Below are 26395 nucleotides of genomic sequence, written 5' to 3' on the forward strand. Positions count from 1 at the left end.
TCTCCCACCACTCCACCGTCGTCCCGAACCCACCCGGAGGACCCATGTTCACCGTTCCCACGATCGACATCTCGCCCTACCTCGACCCACTCGGCTCGCCTGCGGAACGCGCCCCGGTGGCGCGGGCCCTCGACGACGCCTGCAGCGGAGTCGGTTTCGTCCAAGTGGTCGGCCACGGTATCGCTCCCGGTGTCATCGACGCGCTGACCGCTGCCCTCGACGAGTTCTACGCGCTCCCGCTCGAGGTGAAGAAGCGATACGCCCGGCCCGGTCAGAACCGTGGCTACAGTCCCCCGAAGAGCGAATCGCTGAGCATGAGCCTCGGGGTGGCCGCGGCCAACCAGATGAACGACTTCTACGAGGCGTTCACCGTCGGATCGGAGGGTTCGTGCTTCCCGGGCCTGGACCTGCCGGAGTCCAGCTACCCGACGAACACGTGGCCGGACGCGGCGCCGGGATTCCGCCCCGCCGTGGAAACCTGGTTCGAGGCCGCGCGCGGGCTCTCCCGAGTTCTGCTCACCGCGTTCACCGATGCTCTCGGCCTGCCGCTCGGGTACTTCGACACGATGACCGATCACTCCATCGACGCTCTCAAGCTCAACAACTACACCCTGCCCGAAGGGGAGATCGAGCTCGCCGGGGAACTGACCGGCATGGGCGCGCACACCGACTTCGGGATCCTCACCGTGCTGTGGGCCGATCGGGTTCCCGGGCTCCAGGTGCTCGATCACGACGGGCAGTGGCACGACGTGGCACCCGCCGACGGCGCGTTGCTGGTCAATCTCGGGGATGCCATGGCGCGGTGGACGAATGACCGCTGGCGCTCGACGGTGCACCGCGTCGATCCGCCGGTCGTCGACGGCCGGATCGTCCGTCGTCGGTCGGCGGCCTTCTTCTTCGACGGCAACGCCGATGCCGTCATCGAGACGCTGCCCGGGTGCGCCCGTACCGATCACCCCGGATACCCGCCGATCACCGTCGCCGAGAACATCAACGCGAAGCTGGCCGGGATGAAGAGCGGCGTCGCACCCGCCGGCGCGGAGCGTGAGGCGCAGCGCGTGATGGCCGCGGGATGAGGTCGTCGGGGATCATGCCTTCTGGGCCCCGGCCTTCTACGCTGAGACGGTCATGACTGGAAACGGAGACGACGGCGCCCTGCTGATGCAGTCGGTCCTGCGCCGCATACGCGACGAGATCTTCGACGGCACCCTCGAACCGGGTGCGTCGCTCTCGGTTCCGGGGCTGGCCGCCCGACTGGACGTGTCCCGCAGCCCGGTCCGGGAGGCGGTCCAGCAACTCGTCATGGACGGACTGGCCGTCTACACCCCGCGCGTCGGGGCGAAGGTCGCGGTGCTCGACGACACGATGTTGCGGCACGTCTTCGAGGTCCGTGAGGTTCTCGACGGACTCGCCGCCCGTCAGGCGACGGTCCGGGTGACCCGCGCCGAGCTGGCGGACCTGTGGGAGCGCTTCGGCGAGCAGGAGCGGTTGCTCCACACCGGTCCCGATCATCGCCGCGACGCCCAACTCGATCTCGACTTCCACACCGCGGTCCGGTCGCTGTCGGGCAATGCGCCGCTGTGCGATGCCCTGCTCAAACTCGACACCCAGTCACATCTGTACCGATCCGACATGTGGTCGAACGAGGACAACCGCCGGCACGCCGTGACCGAACACCGCAGGATCGTCGCGGCGCTGGAGGCCGGCGATGCCGACGAGGCGGACCGGGCCGCGCGAGCCCACGCCGCCGGCGTGCTCGTCCGCCTGCTCCGGACGTGAGGCCGCGGTCGCCGCGTCAGGTGGAGCGTGGGCGGCCCGCGCGCGAGCGGCTCATACGTCACGGGAGGTCGTCGGCGTGACTTTTGCGCACGCTGATCCGATGTCGTCCGGCCGTGCGGTGGGCGGATTGTCGGATGCAGCCCCGACGGGTGGGGACCGGGACGCGAGTCGTCTGCGTCATCATGGGTGCATGGTCACTTCCCCCGATGCCGCGCGCCGCGACAACGTGATCCTGGTGCACTGGCACGATCTCGGTCGCCATCTGCGGTGTTATGGCGCGGACGGCGTCGAGAGCCCTGTTCTCGACGACCTGGCGGCGTCCGGTATCCGATTCGCCGACGCGCACGCGACGGCACCCCTGTGCTCGCCCGCCCGCGGCTCGCTGTTCACCGGACGCTATCCCCACGGCAACGGGCTCGTCGGTCTCGCCCACCACGGGTTCGAGTACTTCCCGGACGTGCAGACCCTCCCGGAGCTCCTCGCCGGCGCGGGATACCGTTCGGCGCTCTTCGGCATGCAGCACGAGAGCGCCGATCCCGGCCGGCTCGGCTTCGACTCGGTGGACGTGTCGGACTCGCGGTGCGACTACGTGGTGGACCAGTCCCAGGAATGGTTGCGGCGTCACGCCCACGACGGACGCCCGTTCTTCCTCACCGCGGGCTTCTTCGAGACGCATCGGCCCTACCCGGCCGACGAGTACAAACCCGCCGACACCAGCACGATCGCCGTACCCGGCTTCCTGCCGGACACCGACGACGTACGCGACGATCTGGCGGGCCTGCACGGATCGATCACCAAGGCCGACGCCGCCGTCGGCCGGCTGCTCGACACCGTGGCCGAACTCGGCCTCGACGACTCCACCTGGATCGTGTTCGTCACCGACCACGGCCTGGCCTTCCCGCGCGCGAAGTCGACGCTGTACGCCGAGGGCACCGGGGTCGCGCTGATCATGCGGCCGCCCACGCGGCGCGGCATCGCCCCGGCGGTCTACGACGACCTGTTCTCCGGGGTGGACCTCACGCCGACGCTGCTGGAGTTGGTGGGTCTGGACATCCCGGACGCCGTGGACGGTGACTCGCACGCCGCGGCCCTCGCGGGCGCGGCAGACTCGGCCGTCCGGACCGAGGTGTTCACCGAGAAGACCTACCACGATGCCTTCGACCCGATGCGGGCCGTGCGCACCAAGGAGTTCAGCTACATCGAGAACTACGCGGCCCGGCCGGCGTTGCTGCTGCCGCTCGACATAGCCGACAGCTTGTCCGCGCGATCGCTGGATCAGCAAGAAATACAACGGGATCGGTCTCGGGTCGAACTCTACGACCTGCGTTCCGATCCCCATGAACGCAACAATGTCGCCGACGACCCGTCCTACGCCCAGGTCCGTTCCGAGCTTGCGCGAGCGCTGGCCGACTGGCGGGTCCGCACCGGCGACGAACTGCCCGACGACGAGGCCGGAACGGCCATCGCACAGGCCTTCATGGACGCATTCCACACCAAGGCGGCGCAGGTCGCGGCGGAGGAAGAGGCGTTGCCGTCGCGGCGTCCGCTGGGCGCTCGGCGAGAGCTGGCCGGCGACATCACGTCGGGCGAGCGCTGAGGGGCGCGGGGCGCGAAACCGTCATCTCGGACACCGCGCGCCTGCGTGCTGCACAGCGCGGTCGCAGTGTCAATGGTTTCGACCTCCGTGCGCGTAAAAGGCCAGCTTGCGGAGGTTTTTCGGCTCGCTAGACTCATCGTTCATGTCAGTGACGTCCTCATCGGGACCGGCAAACTATCTGGTGTGCGCGAGCCAGCGCAGTGGCAGCACGCTGCTGGTGGAATCGCTCGCCGCCACCGGCGTCGCGGGTCGTCCGGAGGAGTTCTTCCAGTACTTTCCCGCCTCCTCCCAGGCGCCGCAGCCGCGTGAGTGGTTCGCCGGCGTCACCGATCCCACGATCCTCGATCTGCTCGATCCAGTCGATCCGGGCGTCGTCGACACCCGTGATTCGTCGACCTGGCGGTCTGACGTCCGGGCCGCGGGACGCACCCCGAACGGTGTGTGGGGTGGCAAGCTCATGTGGAACCAGACGCCGCTGCTCGTCTCGCGCAGCCGAATCGCCTCGGGTGCGCTCCGCGATTCCGTCCGCTGGCTGTTCGACGGAGCCGACCCGCTCTACGTGCACGTCTATCGCGATGACGTTGTGCCGCAGGCGGTGTCGATGTGGCGCGCGGTGCAGACCCGCGTGTGGCGTCATGACGGCTCCGACGCCGACGAGCACGACGACGCGGTGTATAACGCAGGTGGCATCGCGCACCTCGCCGGCATCCTGATCGACCAGGAACGGCAGTGGCGCAACTGGTTTGCCACCGAGGGGATCGAACCGCTCGACATCGAGTTCCGGGACCTGGTCCACGATCCCGCGAAGGCGACGGCGCGGGTGCTGGAGAAGATCGGGCAGGACCCGGAACTGGCACCCCCGCCGCCACTGAAACCTCAGTCCAATTCGCGGTCCAAGGAGTGGGCCCGACGTTATCGAGACGACGCCGAACGAAACGGATATCCACTGTGACCGCTGTAGACGAGAGTTCGCTCGATCAGACAACCGGCCGGGACGGGCCCGGCAACCCCGGTGGCTTCGACCATGTGACCGCCATCCGTGTGCTGGAAGCCGAAGCGGTGCACATCATCCGCGAGGTGGTCGCCGAACTGGAACGTCCGGTGCTGCTGTTCTCCGGCGGCAAGGACTCCATCGTCCTGCTCCGGCTGGCCGAGAAGGCTTTTCGGCCCGCACCGCTGCCGTTCCCGATCATGCACGTCGACACCGGACACAATTTCGACGAGGTGATCGAGTTCCGTGACCGTCGGGTCGCGCCGACCGCCGAGAACCCCGAGGGCATCGAACTCATCGTCGCCTCGGTCCAGGAGTCCATCGATTCCGGACGCATCGCCGAGTCGACCGACCCGTCGGGGTCGCGGAACCGGCTGCAGACGCGCACCCTGCTCGACGCACTCGAGGCGGGCGGGTTCGACGCCGCGTTCGGCGGTGCCCGCCGCGACGAGGAGCGTGCCCGCGCCAAAGAGCGCATCTTCAGCTTTCGCGACGAGTTCGGCCAGTGGGATCCCCGCGCACAGCGGCCCGAGCCGTGGTCGCTGTACAACGGGCGGATCCGTCGCGGGGAGTCGGTGCGCGTCTTCCCGCTCTCGAACTGGACCGAGACCGACATCTGGCGCTACATCGAGCTCGAGGACCTCGAGCTCCCGTCGATCTATTTCGCCGCCGAACGGGAGGTGTTCGACCGGGACGGCATCCTGCTCTCGGTCTCAGAGCATTCCCGGCCCCGCGAGGACGACGAGGTGCGGACCGAGTGGGTGCGCTACCGCACCGTCGGCGACCTGACGATCACCGGCGCCGTCCGGTCCAGGGCGACCACGATCTCCGAGATCATCGCGGAGATCAGCGAATCCACCGTCTCCGAGCGCGGCGAGACCCGTGCCGACGACCGCACGTCCAGTGCCGCCATGGAAGACCGCAAGCGCGAAGGGTATTTCTGATGACTCTCACCTCTCCGCAGCCGGTTGTCCCCGGTGACGACAAGACCAGCACGGCCGCACGGCAATTCCTGCGCATCGCCACCGCGGGCAGCGTCGACGACGGGAAGTCCACGCTGATCGGCCGGATTCTGCACGACACCGGCAGCCTGCCGACCGATCACCTCGCCGCGGTCACCGACGGTGACGGTGACGTCGACCTCGCGGCCCTCTCCGACGGCCTGCGCGCCGAACGCGAACAGGGCATCACGATCGACGTGGCCTACCGCTTCTTCTCCACGCCCACACGTAGTTACGTCCTCGCCGACACTCCCGGCCACGAGCGGTACACCCGCAACATGTTCACCGGGGCGTCCAATGCGCACGTCGCCATCCTGCTCGTCGACGCCCGGCACGGTCTGCTGCGGCAGACCCGGCGGCACGCGCGGATCGCCACACTCGTCGGCGTGCCGCACGTGATCGCGGCAGTCAACAAGATCGACCTCGTCGACTACTCCGAGCATCGTTTCGACGAGATCCGCGCCGATCTCGCCGAACTCGCCGTGCAACTCGGGATCGGGGAGATCCCGGCGATCCCGGTGGCCGCCAAGCACGGTGACAACGTCGTGCACCGCTCGTCGAACACACCGTGGTACTCCGGCACGACCCTGCTGGAGTACCTCGAGGACGTCGAACTGCACGCGCCCGCGCCGGTGACCGAGGAACTGCGCCTCCCGATCCAGTGGGTGTCGCGTCCTGGGGAGTCGAATCGGGCCGGGTCGGACCGGCGTACGTACACCGGCCGACTCGCCTCCGGAACCCTGCGCGTCGGTGACGAGATCGTCGTGCTGCCCTCGGGCAGTCGATCGACCGTTTCCGCGCTGGACACCCTCGACCCGTCGAGAGACGTTGCGGTGGCCCCCCTCTCGGTGGGAATCCAGATCACCGACGACATCGACATCGGACGCGGCGACATCATCGTCAGCGGTGCGCAGGGCGCGCACCTGCCGGTCCTCGCCCGGGAGATCGACGCGCACGTGTGCTGGCTGTCGAACTCTCCGCTGCGGGCCGGGGACCGCGTCGCGCTTAAACACGGCCCCGCCACGGTGCGTGCCACCGTCCAGTCCCTGGAGCGGCGTCTCGACCCGGACACCCTGATCGAGCACGTCGCGCCGGGCGAACTCGCGCTCAACGACATCGGCACCGTCACGCTGCGGACGTCGTCGGTGGTGCCGGCGGATCCCTACGCGAGCAACCGGGACACCGGGGCGTTCATCCTCATCGACGAGGCGTCCAACGACACGGTGGGCGCGGGGACGATCCTCGAGCCGCGAGAAGTCGTCCCCGGCAAGGCAACCCGCAACGACATCAAGTGGCATCCGAGTTCGCTGGCACGAGCCGAGCGCTGGGCGCACACCGAACAGCGCGGCGCGACGGTGTGGCTCACCGGTCTGCCGGCGTCGGGCAAGTCCACGGTCGCCGTCGCCCTCGAACGAGCCATCGTCAGCCGTGGCCGCGTCGCCTATCTCCTCGACGGCGACAACATCCGGCACGGGATCTCCGACGACCTCGGCTTCTCGGCCGGCGACCGTGCGGAGAACATCCGCCGTGTCGGACACGTCGCCCGGCTCTTCGCCGACGCAGGGGTCATCGCGATCGCGTCGATGGTCTCGCCACTGCGCTCCGACCGAGAGATCGCCCGCGAACTCCATCGCGCCGCCGACCTCGACTTCATCGAGGTCCACGTGTCGACGCCCGTCACCGAATGCGAGCGCCGCGACCCCAAGGGACTCTACGAACGCGCCCGCCGCGGCGAACTGCGCGGGCTCACCGGCATCGACGCGCCCTACGAGAGTCCTGAGAACCCCGACCTGCGATTCGACACCACCGGCGCGGACATCGACCGGCTGGCGTCGCTCATCCTCGGTGCCCTGATGGATCGCGGCATCATGGCGGGGTGAGTTGTTGTCATCCCCACCGACCCGCCCACCACGACGCGGGTGGGTCGCCTCCGCCGGCGGGCGAGCCGGCCGGCGGCGGATCCGGGCCGCACCTCGTCGAGACGGTGGACATCCCGGCCGGGGTCTTCGCGATGGGCGATGCATTCGACGAGGGGTATCGCACCGACGGTGAGACGCCGGTGCACGAGGTCGAGCTCAGCGCGTTCTCGATCGATGCGACCACGGTGACCAACGCCGCGTTCGCATCCTTCGTCGCGGCAACCGGTCACCGGACCGACGCCGAGATCTTCGGCGGCTCCGCGGTCTTCCACACCTACGCGACCGCGCCCGGCGAACCCGTACCGGGCACCCCGTGGTGGCTGGCCGTCGACGGTGCGTCGTGGCGTCGCCCCGCGGGTCCGGGCAGCGTCGTCGACGGCCTGGCGGACCATCCCGTCGTCCACGTCAGTCACCGCGACGCGCAGGCCTACTGCGCGTGGGCCGGACGCGCCCTGCCGACCGAGGCCCAGTGGGAGTACGCGGCCCGGGGAGGACTGCACGGGGCGCGGTTCCCGTGGGGCGACGAGCCGCCGACCGCCGACGATCCGCGGTGCAACATCTTCCGAGGCGACTTCCCGAACGAGCCGACCGACCGGGTCGGCACCACGCCCGTGCGGATGTTCGAGCCCAACGGTCACGGTCTGTACCAATGCGCGGGCAACGTGTGGGAATGGTGCGCCGACACGTTCAGCGCGCGGTACTACCGCGTGTCCGACCGCACCGATCCGACGGGGCCGGGTCGGGGGAGCGCCCGCGTCCTCCGCGGCGGCAGCCACCTCTGCCACGACTCGTACTGCCATCGCTACCGGGTGGCCGCGCGATCACACAACACGCCGGAGTCGACCGCGAGCAACATCGGGTTCCGAACCGTGGGGCCACCGGTCGGCTGACGGCGGGGTCCGGCGCCCGGCACCAACAGGCCCGCTCGCTTCGCTCCCGGCGCCGCACACATCGGGCCCGCTCGCTTCGCTCCCGGCGCCGCACACATCGGGCCCGCTCGCTTCGCTCCCGGCGCCCGGGAACCGAACTCCACCGCGGTCAGTTGAGTCAGCAGACTGTGTGTGGTTTTCGCCGAGAGCCGATCGGTTGTGCGATCGTGGTCCCCTCGGGCGGTTCCGCCCGCGAAATCACCCCGACCGGGACAGGAGTAGGGCAGGCATGCGTGTGGAGGGCCGGGATGCGGTGCGTCGACGAGCGAGGCGGCCGAAGTCGTGGAAGAACGGCCTCGTGGCCTCGACCGTGGCGATCGCGTCGTCGGTCCTGCTCGCCGGCTGCATCGACCTGCCGTCGCTGAGCAGGCCGGACATCCCGGAGGGCATCCCGCCGGGAGCGGGAGTGCCGCAGCCCTACATCGACATCAACGCGCCCGGACGTACCGCGAACAAGATGCACGACTGGGCGGTGCCGATCTCGGAGTCCACCGGCATCCCGATCGTCTCCCTGCAGGCCTACGGCAACGCCGCCGAGATCCAGCGCCAGCAACATCCCGAGTGCGGCATCGCCTGGACGACACTGGCCGGGATCGCCGGCGTCGAGAGCAAACACGGCCAGTACCGCGGATCGGAGGTGGCCGACAACGGAGACGTCAGCCCACCCATCCGCGGCGCCAAACTCGACGGCACCCGCGGGAACATGGAGATCCGCGACACCGACGGCGGCGCCCTCGACGGTGATGCCACCCACGACCGCGCGATGGGGCCGTTCCAGTTCATCCCCGAGACGTGGAAGCGCTACGGAGTCGACGCCAGCGGCGACGGCGTGCCCGACCCCGACAACATCGACGACGCCGCCCTCTCGGCGGCTCGCTACCTCTGTGTCTCCTCCGGCAACGACATGACGAATCCGGAGGGGTGGGAGAAGGCCGTCCGGACCTACAACAACTCGATGGCCTACGTCCTCGACGTGCGGGACCACGCCAACGCCTACTCGATCAACGTCCGCTTCTGACCGTCGCGGGTGAACAGCTGTGCCGGTTGCGCCGACCTTGTCACGTGCGGCTTCGGCGCAGCCACTAGGCTCTTGCGTATCGGCCGGCACCAGAACCGGCCGTCGTCGGCGCAGGCGGCCCCGTCGGAGGACTCGCCTCCTGGGATATCGCCGACGAAGTAGTCCACCGAGATTGGGGTGCAACCGTGGCAATCATCGAGCAGGTAGGTGCGCGTGAGATTCTCGATTCGCGGGGCAACCCGACGGTCGAGGTCGAGGTCGTCCTGGACGACGGCACCTTCACCCGTGCCGCAGTGCCGTCCGGTGCGTCCACCGGCGAGCACGAAGCCGTGGAGCTGCGCGACGGTGGCGAACGGTACCTGGGCAAGGGCGTCACCAAGGCCGTCGAAGGTGTCCTCGGGGACCTGGCCCCGGCCGTGATCGGTATCGAGGCCGAGGAACAGCGCCTCGTCGACCAGGCGCTGCTCGACTGCGACGGCACCCCCGACAAGAGCCGGATCGGCGCCAACGCGCTGCTCGGTGTCTCCCTCGCGGTCGCCAAGGGCGCCGCCGAATCGGCCGGGCTGCCGCTGTTCCGCTACATCGGCGGACCCAACGCCCACATCCTGCCGGTGCCGATGATGAACATCATCAACGGTGGCGAGCACGCCGACAACGGCATCGACTTCCAGGAATTCATGATCGCCCCGGTCGGTGCGCCGACCTTCAAGGAAGCACTGCGCTGCGGCGCCGAGGTCTACCACGCGCTGAAGTCCGTCCTGCACAAGCAGGGCCTCAACACCGCGCTGGGCGACGAGGGTGGTTTCGCCCCGGACCTGCCCAACACCGAAGCCGCGATCGCGATCATCGGCGAGGCGGTCGGCAAGGCCGGCTACAACTTCGGCCGTGACGTCGTCATCGCGCTCGACGCCGCGTCGACCGAGTTCTTCTCCAACGGTGTGTACAAGCTCGAGGGCAAGGAGCTCGGCGCCGACGAGATGGTGTCGTTCTACGAGAAGCTCATCACCGATTTCCCGATCGTCTCGATCGAGGACGGACTCGCCGAGGACGACTGGGACGGCTGGGCCAAGCTGACCGAGTCGATCGGCGATCGGGTGCAGCTCGTCGGCGACGACCTGTTCGTGACCAACCCCGAGCGCCTCGAGGAGGGGATCTCCAAGGGCATCGCGAACGCGCTGCTGGTGAAGGTGAACCAGATCGGCACCCTGACCGAGACCCTCGACGCCGTCGCGCTGGCGCACAACAACGGCTACAAGACGATGATGAGCCACCGGTCGGGAGAGACCGAGGACACCACCATCGCCGACCTCGCGGTCGCCTGCAGCTGCGGGCAGATCAAGACCGGTGCCCCGGCCCGCTCGGAGCGCGTCGCGAAGTACAACCAGCTGCTGCGCATCGAGGAAGGACTCGGCGACGCGGCACGGTACGCGGGCGACCTCGCCTTCCCGCGATTCTCGTTTGGTTCGTGATTAGCTGTCTGCATGGCTTCGCAGCGACGTCACCGCGGTGACGGGCGTCAGCGTGGGCGCGATCGTCGGGTAGACGCGCGCTCACGCGAACGCGCCCGTCGCACGCGGCGGCACGCTCGTCCGGCCCAGCCGGTGACGCCCGAGGACATGGTCGAGGTGGGTGGGCAGCCGCCGACCGACGCGACCGGCCCGGCTGCCGCCGACGCACCGGATACCGATGTCGATGCCGGTCGGGTCGGACGCGACCGCGCGCCGCGGAACCGGCGCCGCCGCCCCGCCCGCGGCGGACTCGGTGCCCGGTTACGCGGAATCGAGATGACTCCCGCAAGTCTCGCGACGCTCGTCATCACCGTCGTCGTGGTGTGCGTCGTGGCGCTGACCCTCGCGATGCCGCTGCGGACGTATTTCAGTCAGCGGTCGGAATTCCGTCAGCTGACCGCGTCGAACGAGCAGCTACAGCGCGAGGTCGCGGACTATCAGCAGAAGGTCAACGAGCAGAACGATCCCGCCTACATCGAGGCCCAGGCGCGGACGCGTCTGCAATTCGTCAAACCAGGAGAGATCCCGCTCGTGATGTTGTTCCCCGCCGACGAGGCGCGGCGTGAGGCCGCCGAACGCGCCGAGGAGCGTGCCCGCGCGCCCTGGTACGGAAACCTCTGGGACACCTTGTCGACCCCACCCGGCGTGCAGTGAGTTCCGTCGAGTGAACACCGCCGACAGCAACGTCTCCGCGGAGGATCTCGCCACGGTCGCCGCCCAGCTCGGGCGCGAACCGCGCGGGGTCCTCGAGATCAGCTACCGCACGCCCGACGGCAAGCCCGCCGTGGTCAAGACCGCGCCCCGGCTGCCCGACGGCACGCCGTTCCCGACCCTGTACTACCTGACCGATCCGCGTCTGACCGCCGAGGCCAGTCGTCAGGAGTCGGCCGGCGTGATGAAGGGGATGACCGCGCGCCTGCACGACGACGCACAACTCGCCGCCGCCTACCGGCGCGCGCACGAGGACTATCTCGCCGAACGCGACGCGATCGAGCCGCTCGGCACCGATTTCACCGGCGGGGGAATGCCGGACCGGGTGAAGTGCCTCCACGTCTTGATCGCGCACTCGCTGGCGAAGGGGCCCGGACTCAATCCGCTCGGTGACGAGGCGGTGGCGCTCGCGGCCGCGAACGGATTGCGTGGCAGCGCGATTCCGCAGGATTGGCCCGAGCCGGCCGAGCCCGCCGAGCCCACGGGGGACGACGGATGACCGTCGTCGGAGCCGTGGACTGCGGCACCAACTCGATACGGCTGCTCGTGGCGAAGCCGGGTCCCGACGGGCGTCTGATCGACCTCCATCGTGAGATGCGGGTCGTCCGACTGGGTTACGGGGTGGATGCGACGGGACGATTCGCCGCGGAATCCATCGAGCGGACGCGGATCGCGCTGAGCGACTACGTCGACACGATGGAGTCGCTCGGCGTCGAGAAGGTTCGGATGGTCGCGACGTCGGCCACCCGCGACGCGTCCAACCGCGACGAGTTCTTCGCCATGACCGCCGATCTGCTCGGCTGCGTGTCCGAGGGTGCGATCGCCGAGGTCATCACCGGCGACGAGGAGGCGCGGCTGTCGTTCCGCGGCGCCGTCGGTGAATTGGATTCGGCGGACGGGCCCTTCGTGGTCACCGACCTCGGCGGCGGATCGACGGAGGTGGTCCTCGGAGATTCCGACGGCGTGACCGCCGCGTATTCGGCCGACATCGGATGTGTCCGTCTGACCGAGCGGGCGTTGCCCTCGGACCCGCCGACCCCGGCGGAACTGGCCGCCGCGACCGAGTTCGCACGCGCACGCCTTGCCGAGGCGTTCGCCGCGGTGCCGGTGGAGTCGGCCCGCACCTGGGTCGGCGTCGCCGGGACGATGACGACCCTCGCCGCGCTCGGTGCCGGTCTGCCCGAATACGACTCCGAGAAGATTCACCTGTCGACGATCTCGCTACCCGAACTCGACCGGGTCTGTCGAAACGTGATCGGCATGACACGTGCCGACCGCGCGGCCCTGGGGCCGATGCACCCCGGCCGCGTCGACGTGATCGGCGGGGGAGCCGTGGTCACCCTCGAACTCGCGAGAGTCCTGTCCGAGCGGGCCGGTATCACCGGGCTGGTCGTGAGCGAACACGACATTCTCGACGGGATCGCGTTGGGAATCCTCGACTGAGGGTCCGGTGATCCGGTTACCATGCGACACATGGCATATAACCTGCGGTGCCCCTGCGGCGAGTCCATCACGGCCCTCGAGGCCGACTTCGTGCCGGCTGTCCAGGCCCACCTTGCGGCCGAACACCCCGGGCGCGACTACAGCGAGACAGAGATCATGATGATGGCGATGACGGTTCCGGACCGCTCGGTGAAGTCCGACGGCTGAATCGACCACTTTCACGACTGACGGCCGTGCCCACCACCTCGTGCGGTGGTGGGCACGGCCGTTGGTCGTGAATGGGCGGCGCTAGACGGCGGCCGGGGTGCGCAGCGAGATGTTGTTGCACGCCTCGCACACCGACTCCGGGATGACGCCCCGGCGCTGCAGGAATCCGAAGATCGTGCACCCCAGGCAGAAACCGAAGACGGACTCCAGGGTCGCGGCCGCGATCAGCACGCCTGTGGTGATCTGCGCGGCCAGCCCGAAGCCGAGCAGGCTGAGTACGAACGCGGTCCCGCTCACAACGAGTCCGATGGTCTGCGCGAACCGCTTGGGCGGGCCGGGTACCAGCTTCTCTTTCCGGATGATCTTCGGCACGAGGAAACGCACCGAGAGCTGCCCGAACGGGGACAGCGTGGGTCCCGATGCCACACGCAGGACGAAGCCGAGGGCCAGGATCCCGTAGAGCACGGGGGTGTCCACCGAGACCGCGACGATCGCGAGGGCGACGACGAGTCCCGCGGTGGCGCGCGCGGCGTAGTCGTTGACCGGGTTCGGGAACGTGAGAACAGAGCGCACCGACATCGGGCAGACAACCTCCGAGAGAGCAGGGACAACCGCGACCAACCTACGTGCGGTTGTCGTCGTAGGCAACGATTGTGCCCAGCGTGATCCGATGGGGCCGGTCAGGGCCCTGGCGTCAGGACCCTGCGGTCGGGTCCATTCGCGGTTCCGAGGCCGCGATGGTGCGCGGATCATCGGCGTCCGGCACGTCCTTGTCGGTCTCGCCGCCGTCGGAGGCGAGTTCGGCCTCGCGGGAGACCTCGCCCTCCTGGTCGATCCCGGCCTGTTCGCCGACGTCAATGCGGTCGGGGAGTTCGTCCATGTCCACTCCGGTCACCTCTCTCGCCTGTTCGGATTCGGCAAATGGATCTGTTTCGTCGACCTCGGTGGATGCGTCCGCGAACTCGGCATCGATGATGCCGAAGGTCTCCGCCGACCCCGCGTCGGCCTTGGCCTTGCGGGCGGCCTCACGCATCTCGAACCCGTCGGTCACGATCTCACCGATCTCCCGGGTCACGCCCGCGACGGCGCCGGTGATGATCGTCGCGATCCGGCCGACGTGAGTGGCCGTGGATTCGATCAATTCCTGGAACAGATCCTTGTTGCGTTCGATGCTGTCGACCATCGTCTCGGGCATCCCCTTTTGAGTCGGTTGTGGACTTACGACTGGATCGGTGTGCCCCGAGACTACCCCGGGGCACACCGATCAAACCGTCTCAGAACTGTTCGTCAGGCGACGGCACCGGGCTTCTCGCGCTCGACGATCACGGTCAGATCGTCGTCGTCGCGTGTCATCCAGTTGGGCAGTGAGAGCTTGGCGATCTTCTTCCACGTGGACGCGAGCTGATGACTGAACGACCCGGTGTTGTACGGCAGGCCGTAGCGTTCACAGATCTCGCGTACCTCGGCCGACATCTCCGGGTAGCGGCTCGCCGGGATGTCCGGGTAGAGGTGGTGTTCGATCTGATGAGACAGATTGCCGCTCATGATGTGGAACAACGGACTTCCGGTGATGTTCGCCGACCCGAGCATCTGCCGCAGGTACCACTGGCCGCGGGTCTCGTTCTGGCATTCCTCGGACGTGAAAGTCTGAGCGCCGGTGGGGAAGTGGCCGCAGAAGATGATCGAGTACGTCCAGACGTTGCGCACCAGGTTGGCGGTGGCGTTGCCGATCAGCGTGGGGACGAACAGCGGCCCGGTGAGCGCCGGGAACACGACGTAGTCCTTCAGGACCTGGCGACCGGCCTTGCGCCACATCCCCTTCACGAGTCCCTTGATGTCGCTCCACTTGCGCTTGCCCTGGATGACGTTCTCGGCCTCGAGGTCATGGAGCATGACGCCCCACTCGAACAGCAGCATGAGGGCCGTCGCATAGCCGAGGTTGCCCAGGTAGTAGGGATTCCACTTCTGGTCGCGAGCCATCCGGAGGATGCCGTAGCCGATGTCGCGGTCCTCGCCGAGGATGTTCGTGAACGTGTGGTGCAGGTAGTTGTGGCTGTGCTTCCACTGGTCGGCCGGACACACGGTGTCCCACTCGAATTCGCGGGAGTTGTAGGTGTCCTCGCGCATCCAGTCGTACTGGCCGTGCATGACGTTGTGGCCGATCTCCATGTTGTCGAGGATCTTCGACACCGAGAGGGCGCCCACGGCGGCGATCCACGCCGGCGGAAAGAACCCGAGATACATGAGCGCGCGACCGCCGATCTCGAAGCCGCGCTGGGCACGGATCACCGAGTAGAGGTAATCGCGGTCCTTCTGGCCGAGGTCGGCGACGACGCGGGCACGGAGTTCGTCGAGGTCGCGTCCCAGCGACTCGACCTGCTCGTAGGACAGGATGACGGTGTTGGGGTCCTGCGCGGCGTCGTGGACGGTGGCCTCCCGCAGCGCGGGCAGCTCGTCGGGGATCGTGGTCTCGATGTCACGGCTGATGTCGATGGTCATTGCAGTGCCTCCTGTCGGAGAGGAGATGTGGCTGGGAAAAGTGGATGTCGATGCCGGCTCGCGGACGTCAGATGTCGATGTCGACGGAACCGACCGGGGCGTTGATGCACAACTGGATCTGGGTGTCGGACTCGTCGTCGATCTCGCCGGTCAGTACGTTGCGGGTGCAACCCGACTTCTTCGTCGCGGTGCAGGAGAAGCAGATGCCCATCCGGCACCCGGAGTCGGGCGTGAGTCCGGCGGCCTCGGCCTGGTCGAGGATGGGACGGCCGTCGTTGGTCGCCGCCGCCCCCGACGAGGAGAACGTGATCTCGCCCTCGACGGAGTCCGGGTCGACCTTCGGAACGACCGGGGCGAACGCCTCACTGTGCAGCGGTTGCGTGATGGCGAGGTCGGCGTGAGCTCGTGCGACCTCGTCCATCAGTGCGGCCGGGCCGCAGACGAACACGTCCGCGTCGGACAGTCCGGGGATCCCGTCGAGGTGCCCCGCGGTGAAGTGTCCGTCGGCCTCGTCACGGGTGTGGTGCAGGCGGAGGTCGAACCGGGGATGGGCTGCTGCCAGCTCCTGCAGTGCGTCCCGGTAGGCGACGTCGGACGGGGTGCGCGCGTAGTGCACGAACGTGATCGGTCCGGCGTACTGTCGGGAGACGAGTGTTCTGGCCATCGAGAGTACAGGTGTAATCCCACTGCCGCCGCTGACGAAGACCGCCGATGTCGGATCGGTCTCCGGGAGCAGGAAGTCGCCGCTCGCGGCGGACAGGCCGACGACGTCCCCGGCGCGGGCGTGCTCGCGCAGGTGGGTGGACACGAAACCGTCGTCGTGGGCGGTGATCGTCAGTTCGATCTCGCCGTCCGGACCCGCGGCCGCATTGGCCGGCGAGAAACAGCGGGTATGTCGGACGCCGTCGATGACGACCTTGAGCTGCACGAACTGGCCGGCTTCGTGGCCTTGCCACTGCCGTGTCGGGCGGATGGTGAGACGTACGGTGCGCGACGTCGGACGCTCGACACGGGTGATCTCGCCCCGCAGGTCGCGCCAGGTGATCATCGGGTCGAGCAGTTCGAGGTAGCGGTCGACCGGATGCGGCGACAGCGCTGCCTCGACGATCGAACCGACCAGACGGCTCCATCGGCCAGGTGCGGCGCCGGAGTCGGAGCGGGTCAGCTCCTGGGGTGTGCGGATGCTCATGGGCTGGGCTCCGTTCGATGTATTTCGGTGTACATGTGTACACCGATAAGTGTGTCACGGGGCCACGGGTGGTCGTCAAGTGCTCGGTCATGTGACTGCCATCACGACACCTCTCGGCCGGTTCGGGTCGGCGATCGACGCGACGCATAGACTCGGGTGCGTGACACGCACGCGAGAGTCGGGACGGCGCGACGCGCAGACGCGTGCGGACCGCAAGAACCAGACGCGCCAGGCGCTGCTGGACACCACGCGGTCACTTGTCGGTGAGCGCAGCTTCGGCAGCATCAGCCTCCGCGAGGTCGCCCGCGGTGCCGGAATCGTGCCGACCGCCTTCTATCGCCACTTCGCGTCGATGGAGGATCTCGGGGTCACCGTCGTCGAGGACTCGATGCGCGTCCTGCGCAGGGCGCTGCGCGACGGGCGACGCGACCTGGCGGCGCGCGAGGCCCTCCCGACCGCGCAGAACTCGCTGGCCATCTTGCTGCGACACGTTCGCGAGAACGAATCGCAGTTCCGGTTCCTGGTGCGTGAACAGCACGGCGGTATCGCCGAGATCCGTCGTGCCATCGACACCGAACTCCGGTTGTTCTCCAAAGAACTCGCGATCGATCTCGCCCGCCTGCCCGACCTGGCGCGGTGGCAGCCCGACGACCTCGAACTCGCGGCCGAACTGATCGTGACCATCATGCTCACCGCGGTGGCCGATCTGCTCGACGGTGAGTACCGCGGTCGTGGCGCCGAACAGGAGATCGTCGAGCGGACCGAGCGCCAGCTGGTGATGGTGTTCCTCGGTATGGGCCAGTGGCGCCCGTCGTCGGAGTGAGCTGCGGGGTCTGACCAGCGGCGCACCGGCCTCGTAGCTCTCGGGACCGGCGGTTGTCGAGTTGCCCTCAGGGCGATTTCAACTGTGGTCCGTCGTCGTGATGGTGCCCGACACTGGGCCGAGACACCGCCGGCAGTCCTGGTGGCGGTGTCGTGCTCGCGTCATGCTGCCCCGACCGAAAGGTGCCCTCGCGGTGTCTCTGCATTTCCACTGGTTCCTGCCCACCTACGGCGACTCGCGCAACCTGATCGCCGGCGGACACGGCAGCCAGATGACAGGGGACCGCCCGGCCGATCTGAGGTACCTCAAGCAGCTCGCCGGCGCCGCCGAGGCCAACGGCTTCGAGGCCGTCCTGACGCCGGCCGGTCTCTGGTGTGAGGACGCGTGGCTGACCACGGCGGCGTTGATCGACGCCACCGAGAGCCTCAAGTTCCTGGTGGCGTTCCGTCCCGGACTCATCTCGCCGACGCTGGCGGCGCAGATGGCCGCCACGTTCCAATGGCATTCGCAGGGCCGCCTGCTGGTCAACGTGGTGACCGGCGGCGAGTCGAGTGAGCAGCGCGCCTTCGGTGACTTCCTGGCGAAGAACGCGCGGTACGAGCGCTGCGACGAATACCTCGAGATCATCCGCCGGCTCTGGACCGAGGAAGAACCCGTCGACGTCGTGGGCAAGTATCTGCGCGTCGAAGGCGCGCAGCTCGGACGACGCCCCGACCCGACTCCCGAGATCTTCTTCGGGGGATCGTCGCCGGCCGCCGGTGATGTCGCTGCCAAGCACGCCGACACCTACCTCACCTGGGGTGAGCGTCCGGAGGCGGTCGCCGAGAAGATCGCCTGGGTCAACGGCCTCGCCGCCGCGCAGGGGCGGGAACTCTCGCACGGCATCCGATTCCACGTGATCGCACGCGAGACGTCCGAACAGGCCTGGGCCGAGGCGGCTCGTCTGCTCGGCGCGCTCGACCCCGCACAGGTCGCCGCCGCCCAACAGAATCTGGCGCGTTCGGAGTCCGAGGGGCAGCGACGCATGTCCGAACTGCACGGCCGGGGAGCCGGTTTCGCCGACGACGACGATCCGCGCTCGCTGGAGATCCACCCCGGCGTGTGGGCCGGGGTCGGACTGGTCCGAGGCGGCGCCGGTACCGCTCTGGTCGGTTCGTACGACGAGGTGGCCGCACTCATCGGCGAGTACGCCGCGCTCGGGCTCGATCACTTCATCCTGTCGGGCTACCCGCATCTCGAGGAGGCCTACCACTTCGGCGAAGGTGTCCGGCCCGCTCTCGCCCGGCTCGGGCTGCTCGACCCGGCCTCGGCCGGCCCGTCCGAGGCCGTGCGCACCGCGTTCCTGCCGCGCCTGCAGGCCGCATCGTCCTGAACGACAAACCTTTTCGTCCCTAGTCACGTCACCGACACCTCGCGGAGGTAGTTATGTCCACCGAGTCCATCGCGGACCAGATCAAGTTCGCCTACTGGGTGCCCAACGTCAGCGGCGGTCTGGTCACCAGCACCATCGAGCAGCGCACCGGCTGGGACTACGACTACAACGTCAAACTCGCACAGACCGCCGAGAACAACGGTTTCGAGTACGCGCTGTCGCAGGTGCGGTACGAGGCGAGCTACGGAGCCGAGTACCAGCACGAGTCCACGAGTTTCAGCCTTGCGCTCCTGCTCGCCACGCAGCGGCTGAAGGTGATCGCCGCGGTGCACCCGGGTCTCTGGCATCCGGCCGTCCTGGCCAAGCTCGGCGCGACCGCCGACCATCTGTCCAAGGGCCGCTTCGCGATCAACGTCGTCAGCGGTTGGTTCAAGGACGAGTTCACCCACCTCGGCGAGCCGTGGCTCGAGCACGACGAACGGTACCGGCGCAGCGGTGAGTTCCTCGAGGTCATCCGCAAGATCTGGACCGAGGACGAGGTCGACTACCGCGGAGACTTCTACCGGATCCACGACTTCACGCTGAAGCCCAAGCCGCTCAACACACCTGAGCGTCCGAACCCGGAGCTGTTCCAGGGCGGCAACTCCTCTGCCGCCCGTAACAACGGCGGACGCTATGCGGACTGGTACTTCTCCAACGGCAAGGACTTCGACGGCGTCACCGAACAACTCGACGACCTCCGCGCTGTCGCACGCGCTCACGAGCGCGAGGTGAAGTTCGGGCTCAACGGCTTCATCATCGCGCGTGACACCGAGAAGGAGGCCCGCGACACCCTGCGCGAGATCGTCGAGAAGGCGAATCGTCCGGCGGTCGAGGGTTTCCGGGACGCTGTACAGCAGGCGGGCAACTCCACCGGCGACAAGAAGGGCATGTGGGCAGACTCGTCGTTCGAGGACCTCGTGCAGTACAACGACGGCTTCCGCACCCAGCTGATCGGTACCCCGGAACAGGTGGCCGAGCGCATCGTCGCCTACAAACGTCTGGGCGTCGACCTCATCCTGGGCGGCTTCCTGCACTTCCAGGAGGAGATCGAGTACTTCGGCGAGAAAGTCCTTCCCCTGGTCCGTGAGATCGAGGGTGCCCAGAGCGACACTGCCCAGGCCCCTGCGGGAGTGGCGTGACCGCAGTGAGCCAGGCACGGTCCCGGTCCGCCACGCGAATCGGGACCGACGCCGAGGCGTTGTCCGTCGCGCGGGAACTGGCCGCCGAATTCGCGGTGGGGGCCGCCGAACGGGACCGCGAACGGCGGTTGCCCCGTGCCGAGATCGACAGGCTCTCGGAGTCGGGTCTGCTGGCGCTCACCGTCCCCGCGCGATTCGGCGGTCTCGACGTGCGGCCCAGCGTGCTCGCCGAGGTGGTGGCGATCCTTGCGGCCGCGGACGCGAGCATCGCGCAGATCCCGCACAGCCACTTCGTGTATCTCAACCTCGTCCGGCTGTCGGCCGGACATGCGTTGCAGGAGCGGATCTTCACCGACGTTCTCGCCGGTGGCCGGGTGGCCAATGCCCAGTCCGAGCGGGGCGGCAAGACCGTCGCCGACATCTCGACGCGGCTGACCCCGATCGACGGCGAGGATGGGCGTTTCGTCCTCGACGGTGAGAAGTTCTATTGCACGGGTTCGCTGTTCGCGGACACGCTCGCCGTGCTCGCCAGGCTGGACGTCGCCGCCGGCGACCTCGCGCCCGGCGAGTACGTGGCATTCGTCCCGGCCGACGCCGACGGCGTGGAGATCGTCGACGACTGGGATGCGGTCGGGCAGCGCACGACCGGATCGGGCACCGTGCGGTTCACCGGAGTGGGCGTCGGTGTCGAGGGCCTGGTGGCGCGGGCACCGGCCACGTCCGCACCCACCGGGTATGGCGCGTTCGCCCAACTCCTGCACGTGGCGATCGACGTCGGTATCGCCCGCGGCGCGCTGCGGGAGGCATCGGAGTTCGTGCGCACCAAGTCCCGTCCGTGGTTCGAGGCCGGTGTGGACCGCGCCGTCGACGATCCGCTCGTGGTGCAGCGTTTCGGCGAGCTGGAGGTCGACGTGGCGACCGCGGAGGCGACTCTCGCCGCCGCCGGGCGCCGGGTCGACACGGCCGTCGGCGCAGCGTCGGGCCGGTCGGGCCGTACCGACGTCGCCGTCTCGTCGACCGCTGTCGCGGAGGCCTCGATCGCTGTCGCGACGGCCAAGGCGGTGGCCGATCGTGTTGCCACCCCGGTGGCGTCGGCGCTGTTCGAGGTGAGTGGGACCCGCAGCGCCGCAGCCGGAAGCGGTCTCGATCGCTACTGGCGTGACGCCCGGACACACACGTTGCACGATCCCGTCCGGTGGAAGTACCAGCACATCGGTCGCTGGGTGTTGCGCGGCGAGGAACCGCCACTGCACGGCGTGATCTGACTGATCGGCGTCAGAGGAAGCGGCCGACGTGTGACACGGCCTTCTTCGGTGTCTTCGCGTTGAATCCCTCGCCGATCGCGCGCAGCTTCCATTCGCCGCCGTCGCGGGAGATGACGGCCATCGCGACCGCGGTGAACGGCATACCGCCCTTGAGTGTGTAGCGGGCCAGCTCGGCGGACGTCGTCTCGTCGACGAGCCGGCAGTATGCGTTCTCGATCTTTTCGAATGTGTGGCCCCGGTAGGACGTCACGATGAACACCAGCGCGTCGACCTCGGGTGGAACCGACTGCAGCGCAACGCGGATGACCTCGTCGTCGCCCTCGCCCTCGCCGGTGAGGTTGTCCCCGGAGTGCAGGATCGAGCGGCTCTTGCTGTTGAGATGACCGTAGTAGACGGTCTCGACGCATTTCTCACCCGAGAACATGAGGACCGAGGCGTCGAGGTCGATCGAGCCCCCGCGACCGAATCCCCCGCGCACCGGGTCCCACCCCAACCCCATCTGGATGTCGGTGAGCGCCACTCCGCCCTCCTTGCGCAGAGTGACCCGCTGTCCCTTGGCCAGGCTGACCGGCGCACCCTTGCGGAGACTGATCTCCGGGGAGGCGGTCGGGGCCGGGGAGGGTGGTGCAGTCGCGGGCTGCGGCGGGGCGGTGGGCTGTGGCGGGGCCGGGGGCGGCGTGGGCGCGGACGGACGCGAGTAGCTGACCGGCGCGGGCGCGGCGGGTGCCGCCTGTGGTTCGTCGTCGACGCTGACCCCGTGGTCACGGACGAGATCTGCGAAACCACCCGCGTACCCCTGACCGACCGCCCGGACCTTCCAGTCGTCGTTGCGCCGGTACACCTCCAGCGCGACGACGACGGACTCGGTGGTGAGACCGGTGACGGTGAAGTCGTACAGCGGGCGCCCGGCGGAGTCGGCGACCCGCGCGACCGGCGGCGCGAACCGCCCGAAGGTCGTCGACGCATCGTCGAGGGTGATCACCGCGCGTACCGCGTCGATGTCCGCTGGGATGGCACCGGTCGAGATGTGCAGTTGCGCCGTACCTCCGGGAAGCTGCTGCAGCCGGACGCCCGGTCCCGAGGGCTGGTTGTAGAAGACGAAGTCGTCGTCGGTGCGGACCACGCCGCGGTCGGTCACCAGGAGGGCCGACAGGTCGGCGGCCGTCGCGAGCTCCACGGAGACGACGACATCGGGGGTCGACAACGGGCCGTTCTGGCCTTTGGTCAGAGCAGACATGTCCGGGTGATTCCTCACATGGGTCGGGGCGCCTGGCGCCGGGAGCGAAGCGGGCGGGCCGAAGTGGTCCTGGCGCCGGGAGCGAAGCGGGCGGGCCGAAGTGGTCCCGCCGAGTTCACGGCGCCACGACGCACAGCGTAGTCATGCGCGGGGATCATGCGAGGGCGCGCGAGATGTCCGGCGGGGGGCTGCCGTCAAGGTCTGTCCGGAAACCGCCCGTCAGGGGAGCCTGAACGTCATATGGTCGTTGCTCCTTCGCTGCAGGGTGGGTTTCAGGGGCGGTTCGCCTTGGTGGTCAGATGTGACACCGGTCGCAGCAAGGTTCCGATTGGGTATACAGCCTGTTCCATGCTTCCGAACCACCCTAGGCTCATGTGTCTGGAGTGACTCAGGAGACAATTGTGAAAGTTGTGACAAGGATCGGCGTGGTGTTCTGCGTGGTTGCGATGTCGGTCGTGATCGGTGCGGGCTCGGCGACGGCGATACCGCTCCCCGTGCTGCCGCCGCTGCCGGAGCCCTTCGCGACGTGGTTCAAACCGCCCGAGCCGCTCGACAAGAAGCTGGCGAAGAGTTACGCCGCCCTGATGAAGTCGATGCGGAAGTCGTTGCCCGGACAGCTCGGAATCGCGATCGTGCCGGTTGGCGGCGATGAGGTCATCTCCCTCGGAACGCTCAAATCGGGGCGCGCGTGGTCGACGATGAAGGTCCCGGTCTCGCTGGCCGCGCAACGCGAGCGCGGGCCGGCGGTCGCCGCGATGGAGGACAAGGCGATCACGTTCTCCGACAACGACGCCGCCGGCGAGCTGTGGGGGGTGCTCGGCGGCGGACAGGCTTCCGTCGATGCCGTCAGCGCGGTCCTGCGCGAAGGTCACGATGTCCGCACACATGTGTCCTCCGAGGTCGACAACCCGCCGTCGTACCCCGGACACACGTCGTGGGCATTGCGCGACCAGGCGATCTTCGGTGCCCACCTGCCGTGCCTCCCCGGCAGCGAGCACATCGTCCGGCTGATGAGCGGGGTCGCCCCGAATCAGCAATGGGGCATCGCGAAGGTGGGACGCAATCAGGGTGCGGTGACCGCGGTCAAGGGCGGGTGGGGTCCGGCGACGTCGAAATCGTCGGCGCACCTCGTCCGCCAGCTGGGCATCATCAGCACGACCGGCGGTCAGGTGGCGGTGTCGATGGCCGCGATACCGCGTAGCGGGTCGTTCACCGATGGCACCAAGATGCTGACGCGCCTGGGCAACTGGCTCGGCAAGAATCTGGCCGACCTGCCGAAGGGCAGGTGCTGACCGTCATCCGGCCGCGGCGTGCGCGGCGGTCGTCCGTGCCGCGCCCGCCGGAGTGGTGAGCGCGGCGGCGATGGCCGTCGTCAACGGAACCGACAGCGCGATCGCGATACCGCCGACGAACGACCGTGCCAGCTCCACCGCGACGACGTCGGTCGTGAGCAGTCCGCCCAGCGGTTGCTGGGCCACCGAGAACAACAGCATCAGCGGTAGGGCACTGCCCGCGTAGGCGAAGACGAGGGTGTACACCGTGCTGGCGATGTGGTCGCGACCCACGCGCATCGCGGCGCGGAAGGTCGCCAAGCGAGAGGGTTCGCCGGCCGCGGCCAGTTCGAACGCCGCGGAGGCCTGGGTGATCGTGACGTCGTTGAGCACGCCGAGGGTGCCGATGATGAACCCGGCGAGCAGGAGGCCGCTGACCGAGATGTTGCCTTGGTACACCTGCAGATTGGTGGTCTGATCGCCGGACAGGCCGGTGAGGTTCATCGTCCGGATGGCGAGCCAACTCAGAAAGCCGGCGAGGAGAAGGGAAGTCAGCGTCCCGAGGAGAGCCGAACTCGTCCGCAGGCTCACCCCGTGCGCAAGGTAGAGGACCACGAACAGGATCGCCGCCGACGAGACCATCGCCACCGCGACCGGCGACGCCCCGTCGAGGATGGCCGGCAGGGTGAACACCGTGAGGATTCCGAAGGCGATCGCCAGGCCGATGATCGAGCGGAAGCCGCGCCACGCCGCAACCAGCACGATCGCGGCGATGAACAGCACGGCCCAGAAGATGATCGCCGAGCCACGCTGGAAGTCGAAGAAGGTGTACCTGTTGCCGTCGGGTCCGGGGACGGTGGAGAGCCGGATGCCGTCCCCGACGTTCAGCGTCGGCTGCCCGGCCTGCGGGTCGTCGAGGGTTCCGGCCGCGGGTGCCACGGTGTCGGGCCCCGACCCGGCCTGCGCCCGGTTCGTCGGGATCTCCAACACCGTGTACTGACCGGATGCCTCGCCGGAGGAGAACCGGACCGCGTTGAGGATGCACGGTCCGCCCGGGACCGGGTTCACCGGGATGTCGGCGGTCTCGAGCACCGACCCGGCCACCGAGTTGAGGCAGTTCGCATGGAACTGGTCCACGATCTCGCCGTCGACCGTCGTGATCGGCCCGCCGTCGGCGGACCGGAACTGGGTGGGGATCGGGTGCTCGGAGTCCGACGGCCACAGGACGACCATCCCGACGGCGACCGCGATCGCGGTCACCGCGAGCGTTCCGATGACGAACCATCGGGCGAACGGCGAGAGCGTGTGGCTGATGTCGGACAGCGAATGCGCGTGACCGTGCCCGTGATGTGTGCGGCTCACGCGGTGAGCCTATGCGTACCGCACCCGGGTCGCGATGGGCGACCCGGGTGCGGCGACGGCGTGTGCTCCGGCGCTGCTGCTGCTCACAAGGGCAGCAGGATGCCCTTCACCCGCGGATCGGTGCGCAGGAACTCCTGTACGGCAGGGTCTTTGAAAGCGGCGACCAGGTTCTTGATGTTCTCGGTGTCCTTCCACTGCGTCCCGATGGTCAGCTGCCCGGCGAACTCGTCCGGAGCGGGCGGAGCATAGATCTGCTTGGCGATGTCGATGTTCGCGGCGAGGTAGTACTCGGTGTAGCCGACGGTCGCATCGAGGTCGGCGAGCGAGCGCGACTGGGCGGCGAAATCGAGCAGGACGAACTGCAGGTTGCGCGGGTTCGTCGCGATGTCCTTCTGGGTAGCCTTCCACTTGTCCACACCGGGCTTGAGCGTGATCAGTCCGGCGCGCTCGAGCAGCCACAGTCCCTGGGCCTCGTTGGCGGGATCGGAGTACAGGGACACCCGGGCGTTCTGCGGCAGGTCGGCAACATTCCGGTACTTGTCCGACCAGATCCCGAATCCCCAGCGGAAGACCGGGGTCGCGGCTTCCTCCTGGAAGTCCGGATTGGCCTCGAGGACCTGCGACAGCCACAGCTTGTGCTGATAGACGGTGCCGGCGACCTCCCCGTCGCTGACCGCGCGGTTGAGCGTCGTGGAGTCGGACAGGCCCTTGAACGCGACCTTGATGTCGTACCGGGGTGCGACCTCGTCGGCGATGAACTCGACCAGCGCCTGCTCAGAGGCGTTGCCCTCGGCGGTGACGACGGTCAGTGTCGCACCGGCGGTCTCGTTCGGGGACGTCGAGTCCGAACCGAGGAAGCGCCAGCCGATCACCGCGGCGATGACGGCGACCACGACCAGTGCGCCGACGATCAGCGGCCAGCGCCGTCGGGTCGAGATCTCGATCCCGGAATCGCCGGGGGGAGAGGGTGTTCCGGGAGAAGCCGGCGAGGTGCCGGTGGCTCCGGTGTCCTGTGTCATGGGTGGTGGCCTTTCAGGTGTGGATGGGTCGCGCGTGTGACGCACCTCAGGGAGTGAGCAAGGTGCGGTGTGCG

The 26395-nt window shown here is 68.4% G+C and carries 25 protein-coding genes; 18 read left to right on the forward strand and 7 right to left on the reverse strand.

Annotation, left to right across the window (positions count from 1 at the left end; translation table 11 throughout):
- The first annotated feature begins 44 nt into the window (after positions 1–44).
- From KTR9_RS08455 to KTR9_RS27715, 13 genes are all read left to right on the forward strand, one after another.
- A complete protein-coding gene (locus tag KTR9_RS08455) occupies positions 45–1076 on the forward strand; it encodes an isopenicillin N synthase family dioxygenase (RefSeq protein WP_014926033.1) in 1032 nt (343 codons plus the stop codon).
- 52 nt (positions 1077–1128) lie between these two features.
- On the forward strand, positions 1129–1779 hold the full coding sequence (locus KTR9_RS08460; RefSeq protein ID WP_010841731.1) for a GntR family transcriptional regulator: 651 nt from the start codon (positions 1129–1131) through the stop codon (positions 1777–1779).
- A 190-nt stretch (positions 1780–1969) separates the two neighbouring features.
- Positions 1970–3376, forward strand: a complete 1407-nt coding sequence (locus KTR9_RS08465) for a sulfatase family protein (protein WP_014926034.1) — start codon at positions 1970–1972, stop codon at positions 3374–3376.
- A gap of 142 nt (positions 3377–3518) precedes the next feature.
- Positions 3519–4328, forward strand: a complete 810-nt coding sequence (gene stf0 / locus KTR9_RS08470) for a trehalose 2-sulfotransferase (RefSeq protein ID WP_014926035.1) — start codon at positions 3519–3521, stop codon at positions 4326–4328.
- Complete coding sequence (cysD, locus tag KTR9_RS08475; RefSeq protein ID WP_014926036.1) at positions 4325–5311, forward strand: sulfate adenylyltransferase subunit CysD; 987 nt, start codon at positions 4325–4327, stop codon at positions 5309–5311. The genes stf0 and cysD overlap by 4 nt, the downstream gene beginning before the upstream one ends.
- Positions 5311–7248, forward strand: a complete 1938-nt coding sequence (cysC, locus tag KTR9_RS08480) for an adenylyl-sulfate kinase (RefSeq protein ID WP_014926037.1) — start codon at positions 5311–5313, stop codon at positions 7246–7248. The genes cysD and cysC overlap by 1 nt, the downstream gene beginning before the upstream one ends.
- On the forward strand, positions 7245–8177 hold the full coding sequence (locus KTR9_RS08485; RefSeq protein WP_083888945.1) for an SUMF1/EgtB/PvdO family nonheme iron enzyme: 933 nt from the start codon (positions 7245–7247) through the stop codon (positions 8175–8177). Before cysC ends, KTR9_RS08485 begins: the two co-directional genes overlap by 4 nt.
- A gap of 268 nt (positions 8178–8445) precedes the next feature.
- Positions 8446–9234, forward strand: coding sequence for a lytic transglycosylase domain-containing protein (locus tag KTR9_RS08490; protein WP_014926039.1), 789 nt, complete (start codon positions 8446–8448; stop codon positions 9232–9234).
- Between the two features lie 185 nt (positions 9235–9419).
- Complete coding sequence (eno, locus tag KTR9_RS08495; protein ID WP_010841738.1) at positions 9420–10703, forward strand: phosphopyruvate hydratase; 1284 nt, start codon at positions 9420–9422, stop codon at positions 10701–10703.
- Between the two features lie 12 nt (positions 10704–10715).
- On the forward strand, positions 10716–11396 hold the full coding sequence (locus KTR9_RS08500) for a septum formation initiator family protein (protein ID WP_044506289.1): 681 nt from the start codon (positions 10716–10718) through the stop codon (positions 11394–11396).
- 10 nt (positions 11397–11406) lie between these two features.
- Complete coding sequence (locus tag KTR9_RS08505) at positions 11407–11952, forward strand: DUF501 domain-containing protein (protein ID WP_014926041.1); 546 nt, start codon at positions 11407–11409, stop codon at positions 11950–11952.
- Positions 11949–12896: a Ppx/GppA phosphatase family protein gene (locus KTR9_RS08510; protein ID WP_014926042.1), complete on the forward strand. Its 948-nt coding sequence runs from the start codon at positions 11949–11951 to the stop codon at positions 12894–12896. Before KTR9_RS08505 ends, KTR9_RS08510 begins: the two co-directional genes overlap by 4 nt.
- Positions 12897–12926: 30 nt before the next feature.
- Positions 12927–13103 carry a hypothetical protein gene (locus KTR9_RS27715; protein ID WP_010841742.1) on the forward strand — a complete coding sequence of 59 codons (177 nt, stop codon included), beginning with the start codon at positions 12927–12929 and terminating at the stop codon, positions 13101–13103.
- Positions 13104–13184: 81 nt separating this feature from the next.
- Here KTR9_RS27715 and KTR9_RS08515 read toward each other — a convergent pair whose 3' ends face one another.
- The 4 genes from KTR9_RS08515 to KTR9_RS08530 form a co-directional block, all read right to left on the reverse strand.
- On the reverse strand, positions 13185–13682 hold the full coding sequence (locus KTR9_RS08515) for a DUF4395 domain-containing protein (RefSeq protein WP_014926044.1): 498 nt from the start codon (positions 13680–13682) through the stop codon (positions 13185–13187).
- 115 nt (positions 13683–13797) lie between these two features.
- Positions 13798–14286, reverse strand: a complete 489-nt coding sequence (locus tag KTR9_RS08520; RefSeq protein ID WP_044507776.1) for a hypothetical protein — start codon at positions 14284–14286, stop codon at positions 13798–13800.
- Between the two features lie 104 nt (positions 14287–14390).
- Positions 14391–15602 (reverse strand): fatty acid desaturase family protein, encoded by a 1212-nt coding sequence (locus tag KTR9_RS08525; protein WP_014926046.1) that lies wholly within the window; start codon positions 15600–15602, stop codon positions 14391–14393.
- A gap of 67 nt (positions 15603–15669) precedes the next feature.
- Positions 15670–16791, reverse strand: a complete 1122-nt coding sequence (locus KTR9_RS08530; RefSeq protein WP_014926047.1) for a ferredoxin reductase — start codon at positions 16789–16791, stop codon at positions 15670–15672.
- A 160-nt stretch (positions 16792–16951) separates the two neighbouring features.
- Between KTR9_RS08530 and KTR9_RS08535 the strand changes: the two genes are divergently transcribed.
- The 4 genes from KTR9_RS08535 (at position 16952) to KTR9_RS08550 (ending at position 21432) form a co-directional block, all read left to right on the forward strand.
- Entirely contained in the window at positions 16952–17614 is a 663-nt protein-coding gene (locus tag KTR9_RS08535; protein WP_014926048.1) for a TetR family transcriptional regulator, read from the forward strand.
- A gap of 193 nt (positions 17615–17807) precedes the next feature.
- Entirely contained in the window at positions 17808–18986 is a 1179-nt protein-coding gene (locus KTR9_RS08540; RefSeq protein ID WP_014926049.1) for an LLM class flavin-dependent oxidoreductase, read from the forward strand.
- Positions 18987–19039: 53 nt separating this feature from the next.
- Positions 19040–20167 (forward strand): dimethylsulfone monooxygenase SfnG, encoded by a 1128-nt coding sequence (gene sfnG / locus KTR9_RS08545; protein WP_010841749.1) that lies wholly within the window; start codon positions 19040–19042, stop codon positions 20165–20167.
- Complete coding sequence (locus KTR9_RS08550) at positions 20164–21432, forward strand: SfnB family sulfur acquisition oxidoreductase (RefSeq protein ID WP_014926050.1); 1269 nt, start codon at positions 20164–20166, stop codon at positions 21430–21432. Before sfnG ends, KTR9_RS08550 begins: the two co-directional genes overlap by 4 nt.
- A gap of 10 nt (positions 21433–21442) precedes the next feature.
- Here KTR9_RS08550 and KTR9_RS08555 read toward each other — a convergent pair whose 3' ends face one another.
- Positions 21443–22669: a TerD family protein gene (locus tag KTR9_RS08555; protein ID WP_014926051.1), complete on the reverse strand. Its 1227-nt coding sequence runs from the start codon at positions 22667–22669 to the stop codon at positions 21443–21445.
- A gap of 446 nt (positions 22670–23115) precedes the next feature.
- Here KTR9_RS08555 and KTR9_RS08560 point away from each other — a divergent pair, with 446 nt between their 5' ends.
- Entirely contained in the window at positions 23116–23961 is an 846-nt protein-coding gene (locus tag KTR9_RS08560) for a hypothetical protein (protein WP_193363259.1), read from the forward strand.
- A 3-nt stretch (positions 23962–23964) separates the two neighbouring features.
- Here the strand turns inward: KTR9_RS08560 and KTR9_RS08565 are convergent, their stop codons facing one another.
- On the reverse strand, positions 23965–25302 hold the full coding sequence (locus tag KTR9_RS08565) for a YibE/F family protein (RefSeq protein ID WP_044506293.1): 1338 nt from the start codon (positions 25300–25302) through the stop codon (positions 23965–23967).
- Between the two features lie 83 nt (positions 25303–25385).
- Entirely contained in the window at positions 25386–26321 is a 936-nt protein-coding gene (locus KTR9_RS08570) for a MetQ/NlpA family ABC transporter substrate-binding protein (protein WP_014926054.1), read from the reverse strand.
- Positions 26322–26395: the final 74 nt, after the last annotated feature.

The organism is Gordonia sp. KTR9, assembly GCF_000143885.2.
Classification (GTDB): Bacteria; Actinomycetota; Actinomycetes; order Mycobacteriales; family Mycobacteriaceae; genus Gordonia.

What these genes read in the sequence shown, in the direction of transcription:
- KTR9_RS08455 (WP_014926033.1), top strand. Translation starts at nt 45, where the DNA reads ATGTTCACCGTTCCCACGATCGACATCTCGCCCTACCTCGACCCACTC.
- KTR9_RS08460 (WP_010841731.1), top strand. Translation starts at nt 1,129, where the DNA reads ATGACTGGAAACGGAGACGACGGCGCCCTGCTGATGCAGTCGGTCCTG.
- KTR9_RS08465 (WP_014926034.1), top strand. Translation starts at nt 1,970, where the DNA reads ATGGTCACTTCCCCCGATGCCGCGCGCCGCGACAACGTGATCCTGGTG.
- stf0 (WP_014926035.1), top strand. Translation starts at nt 3,519, where the DNA reads ATGTCAGTGACGTCCTCATCGGGACCGGCAAACTATCTGGTGTGCGCG.
- cysC (WP_014926037.1), top strand. Translation starts at nt 5,311, where the DNA reads ATGACTCTCACCTCTCCGCAGCCGGTTGTCCCCGGTGACGACAAGACC.
- KTR9_RS08490 (WP_014926039.1), top strand. Translation starts at nt 8,446, where the DNA reads ATGCGTGTGGAGGGCCGGGATGCGGTGCGTCGACGAGCGAGGCGGCCG.
- KTR9_RS08500 (WP_044506289.1), top strand. Translation starts at nt 10,716, where the DNA reads ATGGCTTCGCAGCGACGTCACCGCGGTGACGGGCGTCAGCGTGGGCGC.
- KTR9_RS08510 (WP_014926042.1), top strand. Translation starts at nt 11,949, where the DNA reads ATGACCGTCGTCGGAGCCGTGGACTGCGGCACCAACTCGATACGGCTG.
- KTR9_RS27715 (WP_010841742.1), top strand. Translation starts at nt 12,927, where the DNA reads ATGGCATATAACCTGCGGTGCCCCTGCGGCGAGTCCATCACGGCCCTC.
- KTR9_RS08515 (WP_014926044.1), bottom strand. Translation starts at nt 13,682, where the DNA reads ATGTCGGTGCGCTCTGTTCTCACGTTCCCGAACCCGGTCAACGACTAC.
- KTR9_RS08520 (WP_044507776.1), bottom strand. Translation starts at nt 14,286, where the DNA reads ATGGTCGACAGCATCGAACGCAACAAGGATCTGTTCCAGGAATTGATC.
- KTR9_RS08525 (WP_014926046.1), bottom strand. Translation starts at nt 15,602, where the DNA reads ATGACCATCGACATCAGCCGTGACATCGAGACCACGATCCCCGACGAG.
- KTR9_RS08530 (WP_014926047.1), bottom strand. Translation starts at nt 16,791, where the DNA reads ATGAGCATCCGCACACCCCAGGAGCTGACCCGCTCCGACTCCGGCGCC.
- sfnG (WP_010841749.1), top strand. Translation starts at nt 19,040, where the DNA reads ATGTCCACCGAGTCCATCGCGGACCAGATCAAGTTCGCCTACTGGGTG.
- KTR9_RS08555 (WP_014926051.1), bottom strand. Translation starts at nt 22,669, where the DNA reads ATGTCTGCTCTGACCAAAGGCCAGAACGGCCCGTTGTCGACCCCCGAT.
- KTR9_RS08560 (WP_193363259.1), top strand. Translation starts at nt 23,116, where the DNA reads ATGTCGGTCGTGATCGGTGCGGGCTCGGCGACGGCGATACCGCTCCCC.
- KTR9_RS08570 (WP_014926054.1), bottom strand. Translation starts at nt 26,321, where the DNA reads ATGACACAGGACACCGGAGCCACCGGCACCTCGCCGGCTTCTCCCGGA.